The 20,693-nt window shown below is 37.8% G+C and carries 19 protein-coding genes and 1 riboswitch; of the genes, 9 read left to right on the plus strand and 10 right to left on the minus strand.

Features of this window, described 5'->3' with window-relative positions; genetic code table 11:
* The first annotated feature begins 1 nt into the window (after nt 1).
* Nucleotides 2-523, plus strand: a complete 522-nt coding sequence (locus CLV94_RS01355) for a DUF4269 domain-containing protein (RefSeq protein WP_121374671.1) — start codon at nt 2-4, stop codon at nt 521-523.
* Between the two features lie 55 nt (nt 524-578).
* Here the strand turns inward: CLV94_RS01355 and sucC are convergent, their stop codons facing one another.
* A complete protein-coding gene (gene sucC, locus CLV94_RS01360) occupies nt 579-1,775 on the minus strand; it encodes an ADP-forming succinate--CoA ligase subunit beta (RefSeq protein WP_121374672.1) in 1,197 nt (398 codons plus the stop codon).
* Nucleotides 1,776-2,011: 236 nt separating this feature from the next.
* On the opposite strand from sucC, the gene CLV94_RS01365 reads away from it, so the two are divergent.
* The 6 genes from CLV94_RS01365 (at nt 2,012) to CLV94_RS01390 (ending at nt 7,792) form a co-directional block, all read left to right on the plus strand.
* On the plus strand, nt 2,012-2,425 hold the full coding sequence (locus CLV94_RS01365; protein ID WP_147406546.1) for a hypothetical protein: 414 nt from the start codon (nt 2,012-2,014) through the stop codon (nt 2,423-2,425).
* A gap of 125 nt (nt 2,426-2,550) precedes the next feature.
* Complete coding sequence (gene lysA / locus CLV94_RS01370) at nt 2,551-3,771, plus strand: diaminopimelate decarboxylase (protein WP_121374674.1); 1,221 nt, start codon at nt 2,551-2,553, stop codon at nt 3,769-3,771.
* 169 nt (nt 3,772-3,940) lie between these two features.
* Nucleotides 3,941-5,356 carry an alkaline phosphatase gene (locus tag CLV94_RS01375; RefSeq protein WP_121374675.1) on the plus strand — a complete coding sequence of 472 codons (1,416 nt, stop codon included), beginning with the start codon at nt 3,941-3,943 and terminating at the stop codon, nt 5,354-5,356.
* Between the two features lie 96 nt (nt 5,357-5,452).
* Nucleotides 5,453-6,133, plus strand: a complete 681-nt coding sequence (locus CLV94_RS01380; protein ID WP_121374676.1) for a potassium channel family protein — start codon at nt 5,453-5,455, stop codon at nt 6,131-6,133.
* A gap of 3 nt (nt 6,134-6,136) precedes the next feature.
* Nucleotides 6,137-7,153, plus strand: a complete 1,017-nt coding sequence (locus CLV94_RS01385; protein ID WP_121374677.1) for a bestrophin family protein — start codon at nt 6,137-6,139, stop codon at nt 7,151-7,153.
* 6 nt (nt 7,154-7,159) lie between these two features.
* Nucleotides 7,160-7,792, plus strand: a complete 633-nt coding sequence (locus CLV94_RS01390; RefSeq protein WP_121374678.1) for a carbonic anhydrase — start codon at nt 7,160-7,162, stop codon at nt 7,790-7,792.
* Nucleotides 7,793-7,830: 38 nt separating this feature from the next.
* Here CLV94_RS01390 and CLV94_RS01395 read toward each other — a convergent pair whose 3' ends face one another.
* From CLV94_RS01395 to CLV94_RS01405, 3 genes are all read right to left on the minus strand, one after another.
* Entirely contained in the window at nt 7,831-8,769 is a 939-nt protein-coding gene (locus tag CLV94_RS01395) for an NAD(P)H-dependent flavin oxidoreductase (protein WP_121374679.1), read from the minus strand.
* 62 nt (nt 8,770-8,831) lie between these two features.
* Entirely contained in the window at nt 8,832-10,442 is a 1,611-nt protein-coding gene (locus CLV94_RS01400; protein ID WP_121374680.1) for a S8 family serine peptidase, read from the minus strand.
* Nucleotides 10,443-10,445: 3 nt separating this feature from the next.
* Nucleotides 10,446-10,796 (minus strand): bleomycin resistance protein, encoded by a 351-nt coding sequence (locus tag CLV94_RS01405; protein WP_170148724.1) that lies wholly within the window; start codon nt 10,794-10,796, stop codon nt 10,446-10,448.
* A gap of 196 nt (nt 10,797-10,992) precedes the next feature.
* Nucleotides 10,993-11,101: riboswitch (SAM riboswitch) on the plus strand.
* Between the two features lie 148 nt (nt 11,102-11,249).
* Between CLV94_RS01405 and CLV94_RS01410 the strand changes: the two genes are divergently transcribed.
* Both CLV94_RS01410 and CLV94_RS01415 read left to right on the plus strand, forming a co-directional pair.
* Nucleotides 11,250-12,428, plus strand: coding sequence for a trans-sulfuration enzyme family protein (locus tag CLV94_RS01410; protein ID WP_121374682.1), 1,179 nt, complete (start codon nt 11,250-11,252; stop codon nt 12,426-12,428).
* A gap of 39 nt (nt 12,429-12,467) precedes the next feature.
* On the plus strand, nt 12,468-13,664 hold the full coding sequence (locus tag CLV94_RS01415; RefSeq protein ID WP_121374683.1) for a homoserine dehydrogenase: 1,197 nt from the start codon (nt 12,468-12,470) through the stop codon (nt 13,662-13,664).
* Between the two features lie 159 nt (nt 13,665-13,823).
* Here the strand turns inward: CLV94_RS01415 and mnmA are convergent, their stop codons facing one another.
* The 6 genes from mnmA to CLV94_RS01445 form a co-directional block, all read right to left on the minus strand.
* Complete coding sequence (mnmA, locus tag CLV94_RS01420; RefSeq protein WP_262671971.1) at nt 13,824-15,026, minus strand: tRNA 2-thiouridine(34) synthase MnmA; 1,203 nt, start codon at nt 15,024-15,026, stop codon at nt 13,824-13,826.
* Between the two features lie 80 nt (nt 15,027-15,106).
* Entirely contained in the window at nt 15,107-15,856 is a 750-nt protein-coding gene (locus CLV94_RS01425) for a toxin-antitoxin system YwqK family antitoxin (RefSeq protein ID WP_317125105.1), read from the minus strand.
* 149 nt (nt 15,857-16,005) lie between these two features.
* Nucleotides 16,006-17,949, minus strand: a complete 1,944-nt coding sequence (yidC, locus tag CLV94_RS01430; protein WP_121374686.1) for a membrane protein insertase YidC — start codon at nt 17,947-17,949, stop codon at nt 16,006-16,008.
* A gap of 70 nt (nt 17,950-18,019) precedes the next feature.
* On the minus strand, nt 18,020-19,633 hold the full coding sequence (locus CLV94_RS01435; RefSeq protein WP_121374687.1) for a CTP synthase: 1,614 nt from the start codon (nt 19,631-19,633) through the stop codon (nt 18,020-18,022).
* A 166-nt stretch (nt 19,634-19,799) separates the two neighbouring features.
* On the minus strand, nt 19,800-20,033 hold the full coding sequence (locus tag CLV94_RS01440; protein WP_121374688.1) for a DUF3820 family protein: 234 nt from the start codon (nt 20,031-20,033) through the stop codon (nt 19,800-19,802).
* Nucleotides 20,034-20,693 carry a hypothetical protein gene (locus CLV94_RS01445; RefSeq protein WP_121374689.1) on the minus strand — a complete coding sequence of 220 codons (660 nt, stop codon included), beginning with the start codon at nt 20,691-20,693 and terminating at the stop codon, nt 20,034-20,036.

A 20,693-nucleotide genomic window follows, 5' to 3' on the forward strand; every position in this document is an offset into this window, starting at 1 on the left:
TTTGATTGATTTTCTGACCTTAGACTATCTCAAATCAGGAAACAAAAGACAACAGCAAGCCTTTGAAATCTTGATAAGGCAAGCCGTTTTTGAAAAGCTTTCTGAATTTTCTCCTGTCTTAGTCGGGACTATTCCTATCAATATTGACATTGCTTCTAGCGATTTAGACATTGCCTGTTATTGGAATGATAAAAAGTATTTTACAGCTCAAGTCACGCAAGCTTTCGGAAATGAAATTGATTTTGAAATTACCGAAACTTTAATTTCTAACAGAGAAACAATTATTGCCAGTTTCTTTATAGACAATTTTGAGATTGAAATCTTCGGACAGAATATTCCTGTGATAGAGCAATATGGCTATCGCCACATGCTCATCGAAAATAAAATTTTAGAACAAGAAGGCAAACAATTCCGAAAAAAAATAATAGCGCTTAAAGAACAAGGTTATAAGACAGAGCCTGCCTTTGCCACACTTTTAGGCTTAGAAGGAAATCCTTACGAAGCACTTCTGGAACTTGAATAAAAACAAAAAATCCTAATCTTTCGATTAGGATTTTTTTTATGAATATAATCTTTTATTATTTGCTCAAAGCTGCTTTCACTTGGTCAGCTGCTTCTTGGAATTGTACTGCAGACAAGATCGGCATTCCAGAGTTGTCAATCATTTCTTTAGCAAGTTCTGCGTTAGTACCTTGCAAACGAACAATAATTGGCACTTTTATGCTGTCTCCCATGTTTTTGTATGCATCGATAACACCTTGCGCCACGCGGTCACAACGAACGATACCACCAAAAATGTTAATCAAGATTGCTTTTACATTAGGATCTTTCAAGATGATTCTGAAAGCCAATTCTACACGTTTTGCATCGGCTGTTCCACCAACATCAAGGAAGTTAGCTGGCTCAAAACCTGCATATTTAATCAAGTCCATTGTTGCCATCGCAAGACCAGCACCGTTAACCATACAGCCTACAGTTCCGTCAAGATCCACATAATTCAAGCCTGCAGCTTTCGCTTCAACTTCGATTGGATTTTCTTCGCGAACATCACGCATTTCAGCTAAAGCTGGGTGTCTGTACAATGCGTTATCGTCAAGATTTACTTTCGCATCTACAGCAATAATTTTGTTGTCAGATGTTTTTAATACTGGATTGATTTCGAACATTGAAGAATCAGAACCGATATATGCTTTATACAAAGAGTCAACGAACTGAACCATTTCTTTGAAAGCATTTCCTGAAAGTCCAAGATTGAAAGCAATTCTTCTCGCTTGGAAAGCTTGCAATCCAACATTAGGATCGATTTCTTCAGTAAAAATCAAATGAGGTGTTTTTTCGGCAACTTCTTCGATATCCATTCCACCTTCTGTAGAATACATGATCATGTTGCGTCCTTTTCCTCTGTTTAACAAAACTGACATATAGAATTCTGAAGTTTCGCTTTCGCCTGGATAGTAAACATCCTCAGCAACCAAAACTTTGTGTACTTTTTTTCCTTCAGCAGAAGTTTGTGGCGTAATCAACTGCATTCCGATGATTTGTTCTGCCAATTCTTCAACTTGTTGCAAGTTTTTAGCCAATTTCACACCACCGCCTTTTCCTCTTCCACCTGCGTGAACTTGAGCTTTGATAACGTGCCATCCCGTTCCTGTTTCAGCTGTCAATTGTTTTGCAACTGCTACAGCTTCTTGCGGGTTGTTAGCAACATAACCACGTTGAACTTTCACGCCATAACTGGCTAATATCTCTTTTCCTTGGTATTCGTGTATATCCATATTAAAGTTTTTTGACTTTTTAAAAGTGCCACAAAAATAGCAAATTCCATCTAATCAGCGAAAGGAATTATCTTTTTTATTTGATGCTTGGCAAGTGATTTCTGCTGAGCCTTTTTAGATTTTCCAAATCTTCTTTTTGCAATTAAAAATCTTCTTTCAGAAGCAACCTTTTTACCATTTTAACATCTTTAGTATATATCAAAAAACAAACAGGACACTAATCAAAACAAATAATCATGAAAAATATTAAAATCTTAAGCTTATTTGCACTATTGATATTGCTCGGCTGCAATGGTGACGACGATAATCGAAATGATATTACATTAAGCGGTGAATGGAAATTGATAGAAGTGAATGGCACTATCGCTGGCATAAGACACCTATTTGTGCCTGGAATCATCAAATGGAATTTTAATACTTCAAACCATACGTTTACAGTCGTAAATAACAATACTGATGAAACCAAGCAAGATGTGTTAGAATCTGGCACCTATACTTATTCTATCGAAGGCAATGATGCCACGCCTGAACTATGCAACCAGACTTTAGTCTTAGACGGAACAAATTACGGCTGTTATTCTATCACAACTACCACTTTGCAGATTAATCAAGGTGAAGCGGATGGAATTATCATCAAACTAATTCGTTAGAAAAAATTGTTTATTAGTAAAAATAAGTTATATACGTAACTAATTGTTGTTTTTTGTTATTTTCAGTTATCTATTTTGCATAAGAAGAAATGGAGTTATAGCTTTGCAGAAAGAAATTTAAAGTTATGCAAACCAAAGATTTATTGCATCTGGCAGAAGAATTTGGAAGTCCACTCTATGTTTACGATGCTGCAAAAATCCAATCTCAATACACAAGACTCACAAATGCTTTCTCAAAAGTAGAAAGCCTGCGAATAAATTATGCCGTAAAGGCCTTATCGAATGTTTCTGTTCTAAAACTTTTGAAAGAGATGGACTCTGGATTAGACACTGTCTCCATCCAAGAAGTCCAATTAGGATTATTGGCTGGATTTTCACCAGAAAAAATAATCTATACGCCAAATGGCGTTTCTTTTGAAGAGATTGAGGAAGTAGCGCATCTTGGCGTTCAAATCAATATTGATAACTTATCTATATTAGAACATTTCGGGACAAAATACCCGTCAATTCCTGTCTGTATTCGAATCAATCCGCACGTCATGGCTGGCGGAAATGCCAACATTTCGGTAGGTCACATCGACAGTAAGTTTGGAATCTCTGTACACCAGATGCCGCATATCTTGAGAATTGTAGAGAATACAGGCATGCACATCAACGGAATCCACATGCATACAGGCTCTGATATTTTGGATATTGAAGTCTTCTTATACGCTGCAGAAATTCTTTTTGATACAGCAAAACATTTCAGCAATCTGGATTTTCTTGATTTCGGAAGCGGTTTTAAAGTACCTTACAAAAAAGACGATATCGAAACCAACATCGAAGAATTAGGCAAAAAATTGACCAAAAGGTTTAATGCTTTTTGTAAGGAATACGGACGCGAACTAACATTAGCTTTCGAACCTGGAAAATTCTTGGTCAGCGAAGCCGGTTTCTTTCTTGCCAAAGTAAATGTCGTAAAACAGACGACTTCTACAGTTTTCGCAGGAATAGATAGTGGTTTCAATCATTTAATCCGTCCGATGTTATACGGTTCCCAACACCATATCGAGAATATTTCCAATCCGAAAGGTAAAGAACGATTCTATTCTGTTGTCGGTTATATATGCGAGACAGATACGTTTGCCAACAACCGAAGAATTTCAGAAATCAAGGAAGGGGATATCTTATGCTTTAGAAATGCAGGAGCGTACTGCTTCTCAATGTCGTCTAATTACAATTCCAGATTTAAGCCAGCCGAAGTCCTTTGGTACGAAGGAAAAGGACACTTGATCAGAGAAAGAGAAACTTTTGACGATTTGATCAAAAATCAGGTCATTTTGGAATTTGAAAAAACCATGAGTTAGTTTCCCAAATTAGTTTGGTAAATATATTTTGCGTGAAGGCCTCATTGCTGCCGCTTTGAGGCTTTCTGGCGTCTAGAAACTTCTAAAAATAAATAACAGATAGTTAATCTGCATAAAATGATTGTTCATTATATTTGAACTTTATAAACCCAAAGAAGTATTTTTTCAGATGGATAGAAGGAAATTTTTCAGAAACGGTTCGCTATTTACAATCGGAACAGCGGTTTTGAATCCTTTTCAAGGCAACGCCAATGTTTTGGATTTCGAAACCCTAAACAAGAATAAGAAAGCCAAGAATATCATTTTGCTTGTAAGCGATGGTATGAGCACAGGAACTCTTAATATGGCTGATTTGTTCCTAAACAGGAAATACGGCAAAGGTTCCAATTGGATCCAATTATATAAAGACAATAGAGTTTCGAGAGCTTTGATGGATACGGCTTCGGCTAGTTCTATCGTCACAGATTCAGCAGCAGCAAGCTCTTCTTGGGGCGGCGGTTTTCGCGTGAATAACGGTTCATTGAACGTTGGCCCTGACGGACAAGCGCACTTGCCAATCTGGCAAAAATTCAAAAAATCTGGAAAAATGGCGGGATGCGTAACCACTGTTCCGATTACCCACGCAACCCCTGCTGGTTTTTGCGTGAACAGCAAAAGCAGAAATAGCCAAGAAGATATTGCCGAACAATACCTTGATTTAAATTTCGACATTATGATGGGCGGCGGACTTAATTATTTCGCGCCAGAATTACGAAAAGACAAAAAAGATATGTTTGCCGCTTTCAAAGAAAAAGGATACCAGGTAGCAAAAACACGTTCAGAAATGTTCAACGTTTCAAACGACTCTCCTATTCTTGGTGTTTTTTATGAAGACGGACTTCCTTATTCCGTAGATAGAAATAGCGATGAAAACCTAAAGAAAACGATTCCTACTTTGGCCGAAATGGCTCAAAAAGCAATCGACCGTATGAAAAACCATAAAAATGGATTCGTACTCCAAATCGAAGGCGGTAAAGTAGACTGGGCGGCACATGCTAATGATATTGCGGCTTTAATACACGACCAGATTGCTTTTGATGAAGCCGTGAAAGTCGCCATCGATTTTGCCGAAAAAGACAAAGAAACTTTAGTCATTATTACTACTGACCACGGAAATGCAAATCCAGGAGTCATTTACGGAAAAGATGCTAACGATAATTTTGACAGCATCCAAAAATATACGCAGACCAACGAATGGATCTTGAACCAAATCAAGCCCAACTTCTCTATTACCGAAGTAAAGGAAATTATTGAAAAGGCAAATGGGCACACTTTAGGTGATGAAGATGCGAAAACCGTATTAAGCTACTACGACGGGCTGCATAAAGAAGACGGATTGTACAATTACAAAAAACTTCCGTATAAAGCATTTTCTGAAATGCAGCAGAAGACAAATTCTGTCGGATGGATTAGCATGGATCACTCTGCAGACTATGTGGAATTGGCTATGTTTGGCCCTGGGAGCGAGTTTTTGAAACCTTTCGTAAAAAATACAGATTTGCACTATTTGATGTTGCAGGCTGCTGAAGTTGAAAACAAATTTTAAGAATAATTAAAATAAAATTCAAGGACTGTCTTTTTAGGCAGTCTTTTTTTTATATTTAACATAAAGTTGTAACTAAAACTACGACCTGTCGAGAAGATGAATATTCCGAAGATATTACATAAAAGAAAGTATGAATTTTTATTAGCAGCATTGCTGATTCATCTTTTTATTGCTGTATTGCTGTATGATTTGGATTTTTACACCAACATTATTTGGCCTTTAAACATGCTCATTTTAGGAATTTTTAGCTTGGGAATTTTTTCAGAAAAATCAAGAATGCAGCTCATTTTCAAGAATATTCTTCTCGCATTGATCATCTTCCTTCCTATTTCTATCATTTACTTGAAACCGACTCCGTTGATGATGGAGTTGATCAATATTGCCCATATCGCATTCTACTGCTATATTTTTATTGAAGTCTTGCGTTATTTGCTAAAGCCGAGCTATATTAATTCTGATATCGTTTCTGCTTCAGCTTGTGGCTATTTGCTGCTGATAGAAATCGGAATCTTTTCGATGCAAGCCATTTATTATGGAACTACCAATCCGTTCAAAGGTATCGATACCACTTCTTTCACTACCATATATCTCGATATTGTTTATTTTTGCAGCATTACGGTTACCAGCATCGGATTTGGAGACATTGTGCCTTCTAATCATTATGCAAAACTGGCAACGTCTATTTTGGGAATTGCAGGTCAGTTTTATTCGGTAGTATTGGTGGGAATAATGATTAGCAAGTATACTTCGGAAACTGGAAATTCGTCTAAAAAATAAATTATGCATTCAGGAAAACAATACTCCCTAAAAGAATTTATCATCTGGACCAGAAGAGACATCTATTGGATTTTTCTGCTCGCTGCGATTCCGACTGCTCTTTTTGATTTTTTCGAATTTAAATGGCTCGCCATTCCTTGGGTTCCGATTGCCATGATCGGCACGGCAGCAGCATTTATTGTAGGTTTCCGGAACACGCAAACGTATAACCGATTATGGAAAGCAAGGCAGATTTACGGAAGCATCGTCAATACGAGTCGTACCTGGGGAATCATGGCGAAAGATTTTATAACAAACTCACTTACTTCAACTGCAACCGAAGAAGAACTTCATTCGATACGCAAGACACTAATCTACAGACATATTGCATGGCTCACGGCACTGCGTTTCCAACTAAGAGAAAAAAGAGCTTGGGAAAACATGGACAAGCCATCTAACAAAGAATACCAGCAATTGTACAAAGTCTTGGAATACGAAACCACACTAGAGACAGAACTTCAAAAATACCTAAGCCAAGAAGAGCTGAATTATATCGTAAGTAAAAAAAATAGGGCGACCCAAATTATAACCCTGCAATCAAAACACCTTAAAGAACTTGCCGAAAAAGGACTCTTAAGCGAATTTAAGCACGTAGCTTTGGAAGACCGACTTAAAGATTTATTCGACCATCAAGGAAGATGCGAACGCATAAAAAACTTCCCTTATCCGCGCCAATTTGCAAGTATAAATATGTTTTTCATCCGACTGTTCGTCATCATGCTGCCGTTCGGCCTCATCAATGAATTTGCTAAATTAGGAGAACATTGCGTATGGTTTACCGTTCCGTTTAGCGTCATCGTCGGCTGGGTATTCAATTCGATGGAACGCGTTGGCGAAAGCACTGAAAATCCTTTTGAAGGAAGCGCAAACGATGTTCCGATTACCGTAATGAGCAGAACTATAGAAATAGATTTAAAAGACATGCTGGACGAAACCGACCTGCCTCCAGCCATAACACCAATCAACAATATTTTAATGTAAACTATTATGGAATTAGAAAAAGTATTCAAAAATAACGAAAAGTGGATCGCTGAAAAATTAGAAAAAGATCCAGACTATTTTGCAAATTTGTCGAAAGGACAAAGTCCTGATATTCTGTATATCGGATGTTCGGATAGCCGCGTTACGGCAGAAGATTTGATGGGAGTTTCTCCTGGTGAAGTTTTCGTACACAGAAACATCGCCAATATGGTCATCAGTATTGACCTGAATGTAATGTCGGTCTTAAATTATGCCGTAAATTATTTGCATGTAAACCACGTGGTAGTCTGCGGACATTATTTCTGTGGAGGTGTAAAAGCAGCGATGCAGGCAGAAGATTTAGGCGTGCTCAATCCGTGGTTGCGAAATATCCGTGACGTTTACCGCCTTCATAAGAACGAGCTTAACGCAATTGAAGACGAAACTCAAAAATACAACCGATTGGTCGAATTAAATGTACAAGAACAGTGCATCAATCTCGTCAAGACTGCTGAAGTGCAAAAAGCGTATAGCGAAAGAGGGCTTCAGATTCATGGCTGGGTTTTCGACATACACTCTGGAAAGCTAATCGATCTAAAACTAGATTTTGACCATATCATGAAAAACATCATGGAAATTTATAATCTTGGGCACGATTAAAAAAAAAATCCCTTTACGTTTTGTAAAGGGATTTTTTTTTATAAATGAATTGCCTCTTGTTTGGCACTTTCAAATTCAGAAACCATGGTATCTATAATTTCTTTAACCGGTTTTATATCGTGGATGAGGCCAGAAATTTGTCCGATTTCTAATTCGCCTTCAATTAAATCGCCTTCAAACATTCCTCTTTTGGCACGGGCTCTTCCTAACAAGACTTTCAAATCATCTGGAGTCGGACATTTGGCATAAAGTTCTTGGATGTCTTGGTAGAATTTGTTTTTTATCAACCGCACTGGTGCTAATTCTTTCAACGTTACCTGCGTTCCGCCCTCTTCTAAATCAACGATAGTCTTTTTAAAATCATCATGTGAAGAGCTTTCAACCGACGCCGCAAAACGGCTTCCAACTTGCACTCCATCAGCGCCTAAAACCATAGCTGCCAGCATTCCTCTTCCTGTCGCAATACCTCCAGCCGCAATTAACGGAATCTGTATTTTTTCACGAACCATCGGAATCAGCGTTAATGTTGTCGTTTCTTCCCTTCCGTTATGTCCTCCGGCTTCAAAACCTTCGGCAACTACAGCATCAACTCCAGCTTCTTGGGCTTTCAATGCAAATTTTGAACTGCTGACTACATGAACAACCGTTATTCCTTTTTCCTTTAAAAAGCTAGTCCATGTTTTCGGATTCCCTGCAGAAGTGAAAACTATTTTTACGCCTTCTTCAACAATAATATTCATGATTTCTTCGATATTCGGGTAGAGCATCGGAACGTTTACTCCAAACGGCTTGTCGGTTGCTTTTTTGCATTTTTGGATGTGTTCTCTCAAGACTTCTGGATACATCGATCCGGCTCCGATCAACCCTAATCCTCCTGCATTGCTGACAGCACTTGCTAATTTATAACCGCTATTCCAAATCATGCCACCTTGAACGATTGGATATTGTATGTTGAAAAGCTGCGTAATCTTATTCATTTAAATGATTTATAGTATTATTTTATTGGTTTTTATTTGATTCTATCTTGAAATTCAGGGAATTATTTTATGGCTAATTTTCCGGTTTGGTAATTGGTTCCTGCTTTAATTTTATAAAAATAAATACCTGCTACCAAATTTTCAACCGAAAAACTCGGCCTTGAATTTTGGATTTCCGTATACAGAATTTCTTGTCCCAGATTGTTATAAATAGAAACCTGAGCTTTTTCATAGTCATTCGGAAAGGCCAAATTTACAATAGAAGTGGCTGGATTTGGATAAATGGTAAATGTTTTAGAAGAAAAAGTAGGAACTTCCAAAGCATTTGTCAAAGCCAAATTAAAATCCGGAATTCCATATCCGAACTGATCGTTTGGCGTGTTGTATAAATGAGCCGATTGCTTGATCAACTGCATGATTTCTGTATTCGTCTTGTTCGGAAAAGCCTGCCACAAGCAAGCTACCATTCCTGCTATAATAGGTGACGAAAAAGAAGTGCCGTTAGCAAACACAACATTTCCTAACTGATTGGAAACGACTGCTGCTTCACCTTGAGCCATGACATCAGGCTTGACCCTAAAATCTGCAGAAGGCCCGATAGAGCTAAAACTTGCATACAATTTTGTTGATGTCACCGCACCAACAGCCAAAACATTTTCTGCATCGGCTGGAGCACCGATATGCGGCTCTGGGCCAGCTCCTGTATTTCCAGCAGAAGCCACGCAAATCATACCACGAGAATAGGCAATTTCTGCTCCACGAGAAATAAAAGTCGTCGTGCCATTCATGTTAAAATATGCATAGCTATAATCAGGATTGTTGTAGCCGAAATAGCTTAAAGAGGTATTGATTATATCTACGCCCAAACTATCTGCCAGTTCTGCGGCTTCAACCCAGTAGGATTCTTCAACAGGGTTTTCATCCAAAATATCTTCTGTGATAAAAAGATAATAAGAAGCATCTGGAGCTGTTCCTACCAATTGGTTTTCAACATAGCCTCCCATGGTTGAAAGTACCTGCGTTCCGTGCGTGCCGCCGCTATAAAAATTAGCATTTCTGGTAACAAAATCATAGCCTCCTAAAATCTTATTATTGACTAGAAGCCTTTGGAAAGGTTGTGCAGTATTTACATTCGGGAATCCAGCGTCCATAACCGCAATTATCTTCCCATTTCCTGTAAAATCTTGCTGGTGCAACAGATTGCCTTTTAACATCCTGATCTGGTTGCCCGAAGTACCATATCCATAATTCACCTGAACTTCTAAATCTTTTACCCCAACCGAATTGGTTTGGCGCAACGTCCTTCCCTCTCCATTCAATGTTGGATTTGCAAATTGCACACGATCTACAAAAGCCAAATTTTCAAGACCACGAATATCCGTTATTGACCCTCTGATATGCAAAGAATTCAACCATTTGGATTTAGCTTTTACCGTAATTCCGGACGTGGCTGTAACTTGATTGATATAGGAAACTGAAATCGGAACATCTTTATCATCAAGCGCAATATTCTGAGTCGTTCTTCTATCCAAAGCTCTTTGCGAAAGCATTTCTAAAGGATTTGCAAGATAATGAGCTGCATCTGGCTTATCTGTAAAATACACCCAGGCATCTTCTTGGCCTATGGCATACACACTCGAAAGCAAAAGCAGTAAAAGAGTAATTTTTTTCATAAATTATTGTATTGGTTGTCCAAACTTGAACAGATTACCGCTGTCATCGATTATATAAAATTCGCGCATTCCCCAAGGTTGGTTTTTTAGTGCTATTGTATCGCCTAGCACTTTCTTATACCGCTCAAAAACAGCCTCAATATCATTTACGCGAATATAGCAGCTTGAGTTTTCTGCAACTATTTTATCATCGCATTTCCATAAATGAATTTCAATACCATCCCAAACAAAAATCAGAAGATCATCATATTCGTTTGCTAGTTTGCAGCCTAAAATTTCTTGGTAAAATTTTTTAGATTTTTCAAAATTTAAAGATGGAAGCTGGGATATGATTTGTGCAATTTTTGAATTCAAAACCTCTATTGTTTTAGATATAAAAGTCAAATTTACAAAAATGAAATTTTATAAAACGTTTTAGCCGCCAATATTTACAGGAGTCAGACAGCTATATAAAACACTAAATATCAACGAAATAAAAAATATTTTAAAATTTATTAGGTTTTTAAAATATTTATACTCTAAATTTGCACTCAAGTTCTTTAAAAGATTATTCTTATCCAGAAAGACCGAGGGAATTGACCCTATGACGTCTTGGCAACCTGTCCGTTTTCGGATAAGGTGCCACATTCAACCCTTGCTTTGGCAGGGAAAGATAAGCTTAGAAAATAGTACATAATACTTCAAAATATTATATGCTCTTCTGACTTATCGGAAGAGCATTTTTTATTTCTGCTCTCCCGATATCTGGTTTCGAATATTTTTTTTAAAAACAAAAAATATTTAAAAACAATCTTAAAAAGTATCAAGATGAAAGAGCAGACACAAATCTTAAATTACATTCCAGTTGACGAATTAACAGGTTCTATCTCAGTTCCAATTTACCAGACTTCCACTTTCGTACAAGAAGCACCTGGCATTCACAAAGGTTTTGATTATGCACGAAGCAATAATCCTACACGAAAAGTCTTAGAAGACTTAGTCGCAAAATTAGAAAACGGAACTAATGGCTACGCTTTTTCCAGCGGCCTAGCAGCTATTGATGCGGTTGTGAAATTATTATCGGCTGGAGACGAGATTATAGCGGTTGACGATATTTACGGCGGTGCCTTCCGCCTATTTACGCACATTTATGAAAAATTCGGAATCAAAGTAAAGTATGTCGATGCTACTGATGCTAAAAATGTAGCCGAAGCAATTACAGACAAAACAGCTTTAATTTGGATTGAATCTCCGACGAATCCTACGCTAAAAATCGCTGACCTGCGTGCCATTGGAAAAATCGCAAAAGAAAACAATATCTTATTTTGCGTCGATAACACTTTTGCCTCTCCTATTGCCCAAAAACCAATTGATTTTGGGGCCGACCTAATCGTGCACAGTGCAACAAAATACATTTCGGGACACAGCGACCTGATTGCAGGCTTGGTTATTACGGCAACTGAAGAATTAGGCAGTAAGATTAAGTTTATCCAAAATGCTTCGGGTGCTATCTTAGGGCCTTTCGACAGCTGGTTAGTAATACGAGGAATCGAGACTTTAAACTTGAGAATTAGACAGCATGCTGAAAATGCACAAAAAATAGCCGAATTCCTGACAACAGAAAAACTAATCCAAAACGTTTATTACCCGGGGCTGAAAACGCACCACAACCACGAAATTGCTAAAAGTCAGCAGAAATACTTTGGGGGCGTAGTAACGTTTGATTTAGTGATTGATGACAAAGAACTGGCATCTAGAATTGTTTCGGGAACCAAATTGTTCAAGCTTGCCGAAAGTTTGGGCGGCGTGAAAAGCTTGTGTTGTTTGCCTTGCGAAATGACTCATAAATCAATTCCTGCAGAAAAAAGATACCAGTCTGGCGTGACCGACAGTTTGATCCGACTTTCTGTTGGCTTGGAAGATGCCGATGATTTGATTGCCGACTTGAAACAGGCTATCCAAAATGCAGTCAAAGAAAATGTTGCCATCGAATTCCATAAAAACTAATCCTATCCTATTTTAATCATCATATAAATAACACTCAAAATGTCAAGAAAAAAATTAAATATAGGATTGTTTGGTTTCGGATGCGTCGGTTTCGGACTGTATGAAGTTTTACAGAAAACCCCTGGACTAAAAGCAAACATCAAGAATATCTGCGTAAAAGACAGAAACAAAACGCGCGAAATTGGTGTAGAAAACTTCACTTTCGACAAGAATGATATCTTCAATGATCCGGAAATCAACGTCATTGTAGAATTGATCGACGATGCCGATGCGGCGTATGAAATTGTAACTACAGCCTTAAAAAGTGGCAAAGCAGTGGTTTCTGCCAACAAAAAAATGATTGCAGAGCATTTTGAAGAACTGCTCGAATTGCAGCGAAAACACAATGTCCCATTATTGTATGAAGCCGCGTGCTGTGCGAGCATGCCGATTATCCGAAATTTAGAAGAATACTATGATAACGATCTTTTGGAATCCATCCAAGGCATCGTGAATGGTTCTACTAATTACATCCTTACCAAGACGTTCAAGGAAAATCTATCGTATGATGAGGCGCTGAAGCAGGCACAGGAAAAAGGCTTTGCCGAAAGCAATCCGATCTTAGACACGGGCGGCTTTGATGCCAAATACAAGTTGTTGATTTTGCTAGCGCATTCTTTCGGATATATTGCAAAACCTGAGGATTTACTGAATATAGGAATTAATAATATTGGCGGTTTAGAATTAAAATATGCTCGAGAAAAAGGGTTAAAGATTAAGCTTGTAGCTCAAGCTTTTAAAAATAATGATGGAAACATTTCGGCTTTTGTTATTCCAAAATTCGTAGATACAGAAGATCGCTTGTTTAACGTGGATGATGTTTTTAATGGCGTGATTACGAAAACCAGTTTTGCAGACGAGCAGTTCTTTGTTGGGAAAGGCGCGGGTGCTCATCCGACAGCTTCGGCTGTCTTGAGCGATATTTCTGCTTTGAGCTATGATTACCAGTACGAGTACAAAAAAATTGCACAGCAGGAAAACATAAGCTTGTCTGATGACGTAAATTTGAAAGTATTCTTAAGACATCAGATTGAGGATGCAGCTACTTTAAAGAAGCATTTTTCAACTATTGACGAATCGTATCTAAATCATGAGTCGGGTTATATCACCGGAACCATTTCCTTAGAAAACTTACGAAATATACATTTTGATGAAAGCTTTGATAAATCTTTTGTTTTGCTGGAAATTGCTAATTAGTGCCTTTTTACTGGTTATTTTTCCAAGCAATAGGAGACTTCAATAAGCGATGAAGAATGCTAGCTAGCTATACTATTTCAATTGTTTGTTTATATATTTTGTTCATTAAAAAACCCGACAATTTCTTGTCGGGTTTTTATCTATGATAGTATTTTCAAATTATGCTATAACGCCAGAACCTATAAGTTCTTCTCCTAAATGCCAAGAGACAAATTGTCCTTCTGTAATGGCGGACTGTGGATTTTCAAAAGCGACATACAAACCGTTTTCAAACTGATATAAAGTCGCTTTTTGCAACGGCTGGCGGTAACGGATTCTTGCCATTACTTCCATAGTTTCACCATTTTTTAGGGCTAAATCTTCACGAATCCAATGTACTTCAGATTTTTCAACAAAGAGTGCTTTTTTGAATAATCCGGGATGGTGGCTTCCTTGTCCGGTATAAATGATATTATTTTCCACATCGGTTTCGATAATGAAAAGCGGTTCAGCTGTTCCTCCAACATTTAGTCCTTTGCGTTGTCCTTTCGTAAAATAGTGAGCCCCTTGATGTTTCCCGACTACTTTCCCCATTTCTGGAGCATATGGAATAGACGCAGCTTCGAACGCCAGTTCTTCTTGCAAAGAATCGAACTCAGCCTTGTCTTTTGTATAAATATCTTGACTGGCTTCAATTTCAAAAATCAGTCCGTCTTTTGGTTGTAATTTTTGCTGTAAAAACTCTGGCAAGCGTACTTTTCCGATAAAACACAATCCTTGTGAATCTTTCTTTTCTGCCGTAACCAGTTCCATTTTTGCGGCGATTTCACGAACTTCCGGTTTTGTCAGTTCTCCAATCGGGAACAAGGATTTTGCTAATTGTTCTTGCGAAAGCTGGCATAAAAAGTAAGATTGGTCTTTGTTTCCATCAACACCGGCAAGCAATTGATATACTGGCTTACTGTCCACTTCAACTTCTCCTTTTCTGCAATAATGTCCAGTCGCTACATAGTCGGCTCCTAAGCTTAACGCAATTTTCATGAAAACGTCAAACTTAATTTCGCGATTGCACAATACGTCTGGATTAGGCGTTCTTCCTTTTTCGTATTCGCGGAACATATAGTCCACGATCTTTTCTTGGTATTGTTCGCTTAAATCGACTGTCTGGAAAGGAATTCCTAATTTTTCTGCCACTAGAAGTGCATCATTGCTGTCTTCCAGCCAAGGGCATTCGTTAGAAATTGTAACAGAATCGTCGTGCCAGTTCTTCATAAAAAGGCCAATGACTTCATAGCCCTGCTCCTTCAATAAATAAGCAGCAACACTAGAATCAACACCTCCAGAAAGACCAACTACGACACGTTTCATTTTTTCTAATTTTATGACGCTGCAAAAGTACACCAAAATAGAGCATGATTTATGCTCTATTATATTTGTTTAATTTATGAATGTATTTGAGAAATTTATTTGTTGCTCGGAGCGTTTTGCGGCAATTTTCTAGCTCCTTTGTTTTTGCTGTCAATTTTGAACTTTTCTTTTTTTACTTTATTCGGATTTTCTTCTTTCACAAGTTTGCCGTTTTCGTAATATTTCCAAATGCCAGACTTTTTACCATTTTTGAATTGTCCTTTTATCGTTTTTCCAGCATCGTCATTGTAGGTTACCGCTCCGTCAAATTCGCCGTTTTTATAGATGGCATCTTCAAGAACAGCGCCTTTTTCGCTGTATTTTTTATATGGTCCGTTTTTAATTCCGTTTGTATATGTTGCTTCTTCGGCTATCTTGCCACTTCTGTAGAACACTTTTCGGATACCGTTTAGCTTTCCTTTCGAATAGTTTTCAAGGGTCATTATTTCTTTCGACTCAAGGTGATAGTATTTCCATTCACCTTCATTGAGCTTATTGACTTCTTTTCCTTCGCTTACTTTATTCCCTTTTTGATCAAAAAAAGTGGTATAGGCAGAACCGTCTTTTGCCGTAAAATCTCGCGTCGCAATTACTTTTAATTCTTTAGTATCATCAAAAAACTTAAAGACTCCTGTTTCTTTTCCGTGATCGAAAGTTCCTTCATAGCGCGGTCTTTTAGACTCGGTATAGGTTCCTTTCCAAAGTCCATGTCGCTGACCTTTATCATCGAGCTTGTTGGTTTCCTGAGAATAGGAATACTGAAAAAAAGATAAAAATGAGAGTACTAATATAATAATTGATTTCATAGTCATGCAATAGCTGATTTATTATTCTTGTTAACTAAAAATATGCCATTTTATTGCTTTCTGCTTTCAAGTTTCCACTATTAAAGAACCTTTCGCAATAAATGTGTGTGAACTTAAAAAAGCACCCGGTGATGAGTGCTTTTTAAATTTTATTTCTTTTTTCTGTCTTCTAAAGATTTTTTCTTATCCTCTAAAGACTTGCTTTTTTGTTTTTGCTGTTCTTGCGCCTGCTCCATCATGTCTTGCATTTTTTGCTGAAAACGGCTTTTCGGCTTCTCTTTTGTCTTGTTCTCTTGGATTCTGGCGTGAATCTTTTCATCGTTGATGATGTAATTTTTGATGACCAACATGATTCCAATCGTAATCGTATTTGAGATAAAGTAGTACAAACTCAATCCAGATGCATTATTGTTGAAGAAAATCATCATCATTAATGGCGAAATGTAAATCATCATTTTCATAATCTTGCCCATATCTGGCATGCCTTCTTGTGGAGGCGCGCTCATGGCTTGATCGCCAGTCGTCATTTTCATGTAGAAGAAAATCGCGATTGCTGCCAAAATCGGGAACAAACTGATGTGGTTTCCGTAGAAAGAGGAAATTACAGGAATGTGCTGTTTCCAAGAAAAGATAGCATCAAAAGAAGATAAATCTTCTGCCCAAAGGAAATTCTTTTGTCTTAGCTCGATTGCCGACGGGAAGAACTGGAACAAGGCATAGAATACTGGAATCTGCATCAATGCCGGAAGGCATCCCGCCATTGGGTTGACACCTGCCTTATTGTACAGCTTCATCGTTTCTTGCTGTTTCTTCATCGGATCTTTCTTGAATTTTTCATTCAATTCCTGAATTTCAGGGCGAAGGACCTTCATTTTTGCCTGCGACAGATACGACTTATAGGTAACTGGTGACATCACCAAACGGACTAAAATCGTGAAGACAATGATTGCGATTCCGTGTGCCAAGAATAAGCTCAAGAAATCATATACTGGAATAAAAATCCAACGGTTGATCCAGCCAAAGATTCCCCAACCTAACGAAATTACTTCGTCAAGGTTTTTCTCATAGCTGTTTAAAATTTTATAATCGGCTGGCCCGTAGTACCAGTTCATATTATAGTTGACTTCGCCTCCTTTGAAAGCTAAAGGAACGGTTGCTTTGAACGATTTGGTGAAGATGGTATCTTTTTCAACATCTTTAACCAAGTTATCAGATTTCAGTTCTGCTACTTTAAACGGCGTGTCCGTCAAAAGAATCGAAGCAAAAAAGTGTTGTTTAAAAGCAATATACGAAACTTCTTTGGCTTCTTGGCTATCAGAAGATTGTCCTAAATAATCATCTTTTCCACCTTCGTATTCATATACCAATTCAGAATAACGGTTTTCGTAAGAAACGCTTTTTTCGTTTCTGTAGGTTTTCAAGCTCCATTCCATCGGAAGTGGATTTGATGTCTGAAGTACTTTGCTCAATCCTTGCGTTCTGATAGAGAAATCAAGCATGTAGTCTTTTGGCTTCAGCACATAGCGGTATTCTAAATATTGTTCTGGGCCTGCTTTCAAGCGCATCGTCAAGACTTGGTTTTCGCCTTCTTTTGTAAGCGTAGGCTCAAAATACAAGTCTTTTGTGTTCAACACCAAATTGCCTTGCATCTTAAGTTCAATATTTAGATTGGCATTGTTATCTTTTATGATTTTGACCAATTTTCCAGAACCTTTGCTGAAAGCTTCGAAATTCTTCATTTCAGCACCAACGATATAACCTCCTTTGTTTGAAAAAGTAAGTTTTACAAGGTCATTCTCGATCGTCTTGGTTTCAAGTTTTGCAGATGGAAGCGTTGCAGCATAAGCAAAACTGCCTAAAGAAGTTTTCAGTTTTTCTAATTGAACTGAATCTTTTGCTGTAGTGTCTGCCACCGTCAATGCGGCTTCTTTTACTGCTGTTGTTGCTGCTTTTTGTTTTTCTGCTTGCTCAATTTTGGCTTTTGCGTCAATTTCTTCCTGTGAAGGTTTATTGATGTACATTACGCCAATAAGGAGCGCAAAAATCAACACGAAGCCAATAATCGAATTACGGTCAAACTTTTTTTCTTCCATTTTATTCTAAATAATTAATTTAATTCCGCATTTATGCGTTATGCTCGGTCTTGAAGGTTTTCTTCAACTACTATTTATTTTTATGTGCTACAGTCGCTTTCACAAAATTCACAAAAAGCGGATGTGGTTTTGCGACCGTACTTTTATATTCAGGATGGTATTGCACTCCGATAAAAAACGGATGGCTTTCAATCTCAATGATTTCTACTAATCCTGTATCTGGATTTACACCCGATGCTTTTAATCCTGCCTTTTCCAAAGCTTCTAAATATTCGCCGTTAAATTCATAACGGTGACGGTGACGCTCTTGGATTTGGCTTTTGCCATAAATTTTTGAGGCTAATGTATCAGGCTTGATATCACATTTCCAAGCTCCCAAACGCATTGTTCCCCCTTTATCTGTAATGGTTTTCTGCTCTTCCATTAGATTGATTACCGGATGTGCTGTCCCGGCATTCATTTCTGTTGAATTGGCATCTTTATGTCCCAAAACATTTCTTGAATATTCTATAACAGCCATCTGCATTCCGAGACAGATTCCGAAAAACGGAATGTTCTTTTCTCTTGCATAACGAACTGTTTCGATTTTTCCTTCGATTCCTCTTTCTCCAAAACCTGGCGCTACCAGAATTCCGTCTAAATCTTTCAGTTTCTCAGACGCATTTTTTTCGTCTAAATACTCTGAATGAATACTCACTACATTTACCTTCGTTTCGTTTGCAGCTCCTGCATGAATAAAGGCTTCTAAAATTGATTTGTATGAATCTTGCAATTCTACGTATTTACCAACCAGACCGATATTTACGATATGCTTCGGATTTTTTAGTTTTTGCAAGAACTCGTTCCATTGTTTTAAATCTGGAGTCGCTTTTTCTGGCAAGTCTAATTTTTTCAAGGCTACTTTGTCAAGACCTTCTTCCAGCATCAGGTTTGGAACGTCATAGATTGTAGAAGCATCGATAGATTGAATCACAGCTTCCCTTTTTACGTTGCAAAACAATGCTAGTTTCTGACGCAATTCGTCTGAAATTTCGTGTTCTGTTCTACAAACCAAAATATCGGCTTTGATACCGCTTTCCATCAAGGTTTTTACCGAGTGCTGTGTTGGCTTAGTCTTTAATTCGCCCGCAGCAGCTAAAAACGGAACTAACGTCAAATGAATTACGATTCCGTTATTTTCGCCTAATTCCCAAACTAATTGGCGAACCGACTCAATATAAGGAAGCGATTCGATATCTCCTACCGTTCCTCCAATTTCAGTAATCACAATATCAAAGTCGCCAGATCTTCCAAGCAATTGCATTCTTTCCTTGATCTCATTGGTGATATGCGGAACGACCTGTACAGTCTTGCCTAAAAATTCTCCTCTTCGCTCTTTTTCAATAACGGAAAGATAAACTCTTCCAGTCGTCACGTTGTTGGCTTGCGAAGTCGGGACATTTAAAAAACGCTCGTAATGTCCTAAATCTAAATCGGTTTCAGCTCCATCATCTGTCACATAACATTCTCCGTGTTCGTAAGGATTTAATGTCCCTGGGTCAACGTTGATGTATGGGTCAAATTTCTGGATTGTCGTTCGGTATCCTCTGGCCTGTAATAATTTTGCTAAAGATGCGGCTATGATTCCCTTCCCTAAAGAAGATGTCACACCGCCTGTAACAAAAATATATTTTGTCTGATTCATTGTGCTGTTGTTTGTCGTTGTAGTTGTGTAAAAAAACGTGGCAAAAGTAGTGAATAAAATTGGAATATTAGAAATTCCATCGCTTAGATTACTCCGAAGTTATATTTTTAGATTTGCAAACCAGCAATTAATCGTATACCTCTTTTTGGGAAGCAAAAAAGCCTGCTTAGGATGGTTTTGGGTATTGTTTCTTTATATTTCTGATCAGTTCTTCTAGTCCGTTTAATTTTAGTTCATAGACTAATTGTAGTTGCTGTCCTAATTCTCCTTTCGGGAAGCCTTTGTTGCTGTACCAAACTACATAATACTCTGGTAGATCAATCAAATGCCAGCCTTCATATTTGCCGAAAGGCATTTTTGTATGGGCTAATTTTATAAGAAGCTTTTTCTGGTCGTCCATTTATTCAGAGAAAAAGATTCTGACTCCGATCCAAAATAAGAAGAAGAACAAACTTACAATCAATATCCTGTTCCCTTGTTTTCTATCGGATTCTGTGTAGTTGTAAACTCGATCTCCGTTAGGCAATGTCTTTTTATGAGTTTTTAAAAACCATCCAATGAAAAAACCGAGAAAGCCTCCTAGAAAGGCAAACAAATAGCCCGCAATAATCCAACCGCCTTGATGTTCTTCGGGTTTAGATAAATCTTCCAGCCTTTGTTTTCTGTGTTTTTCTATTTCTTCGGGAATTATCTCCTGCCCTCTTTCTTTGAGTATTTTCTGAGCCAGCAAAAAATCAAGATGGCTCCATTCGTCTTTTTTAACGATGATTTCTTTGAGTTCTTCATCTGTAAATTCGTGTAGATAATGGTCCCTATCTATAGTTTCAACCAAGTTTGAAGAAATCTGCAATAACAGAATGTCTGCTTTTTCGAAATCTTCTTTTTTTAGCTTTATGAGATAGTCTTTTGCTAATTCTGAATTTCCAAAATTGCCGTCCAATCCTGAAGAAGTATCTTCAATTCGGTATTCAATTTGGCTTTCTCTTAAAAAGGTAGCCAATTCTACGGCATCTTCTTTTAAGTTGAATTTTTGAAACGTAATAAATTGAGGGTTTTCCAA

Origin of the sequence: Flavobacterium endophyticum, from assembly GCF_003634455.1 — a bacterium.
In the GTDB taxonomy this organism is placed as follows: Bacteria; Bacteroidota; Bacteroidia; order Flavobacteriales; family Flavobacteriaceae; genus Flavobacterium; species Flavobacterium endophyticum.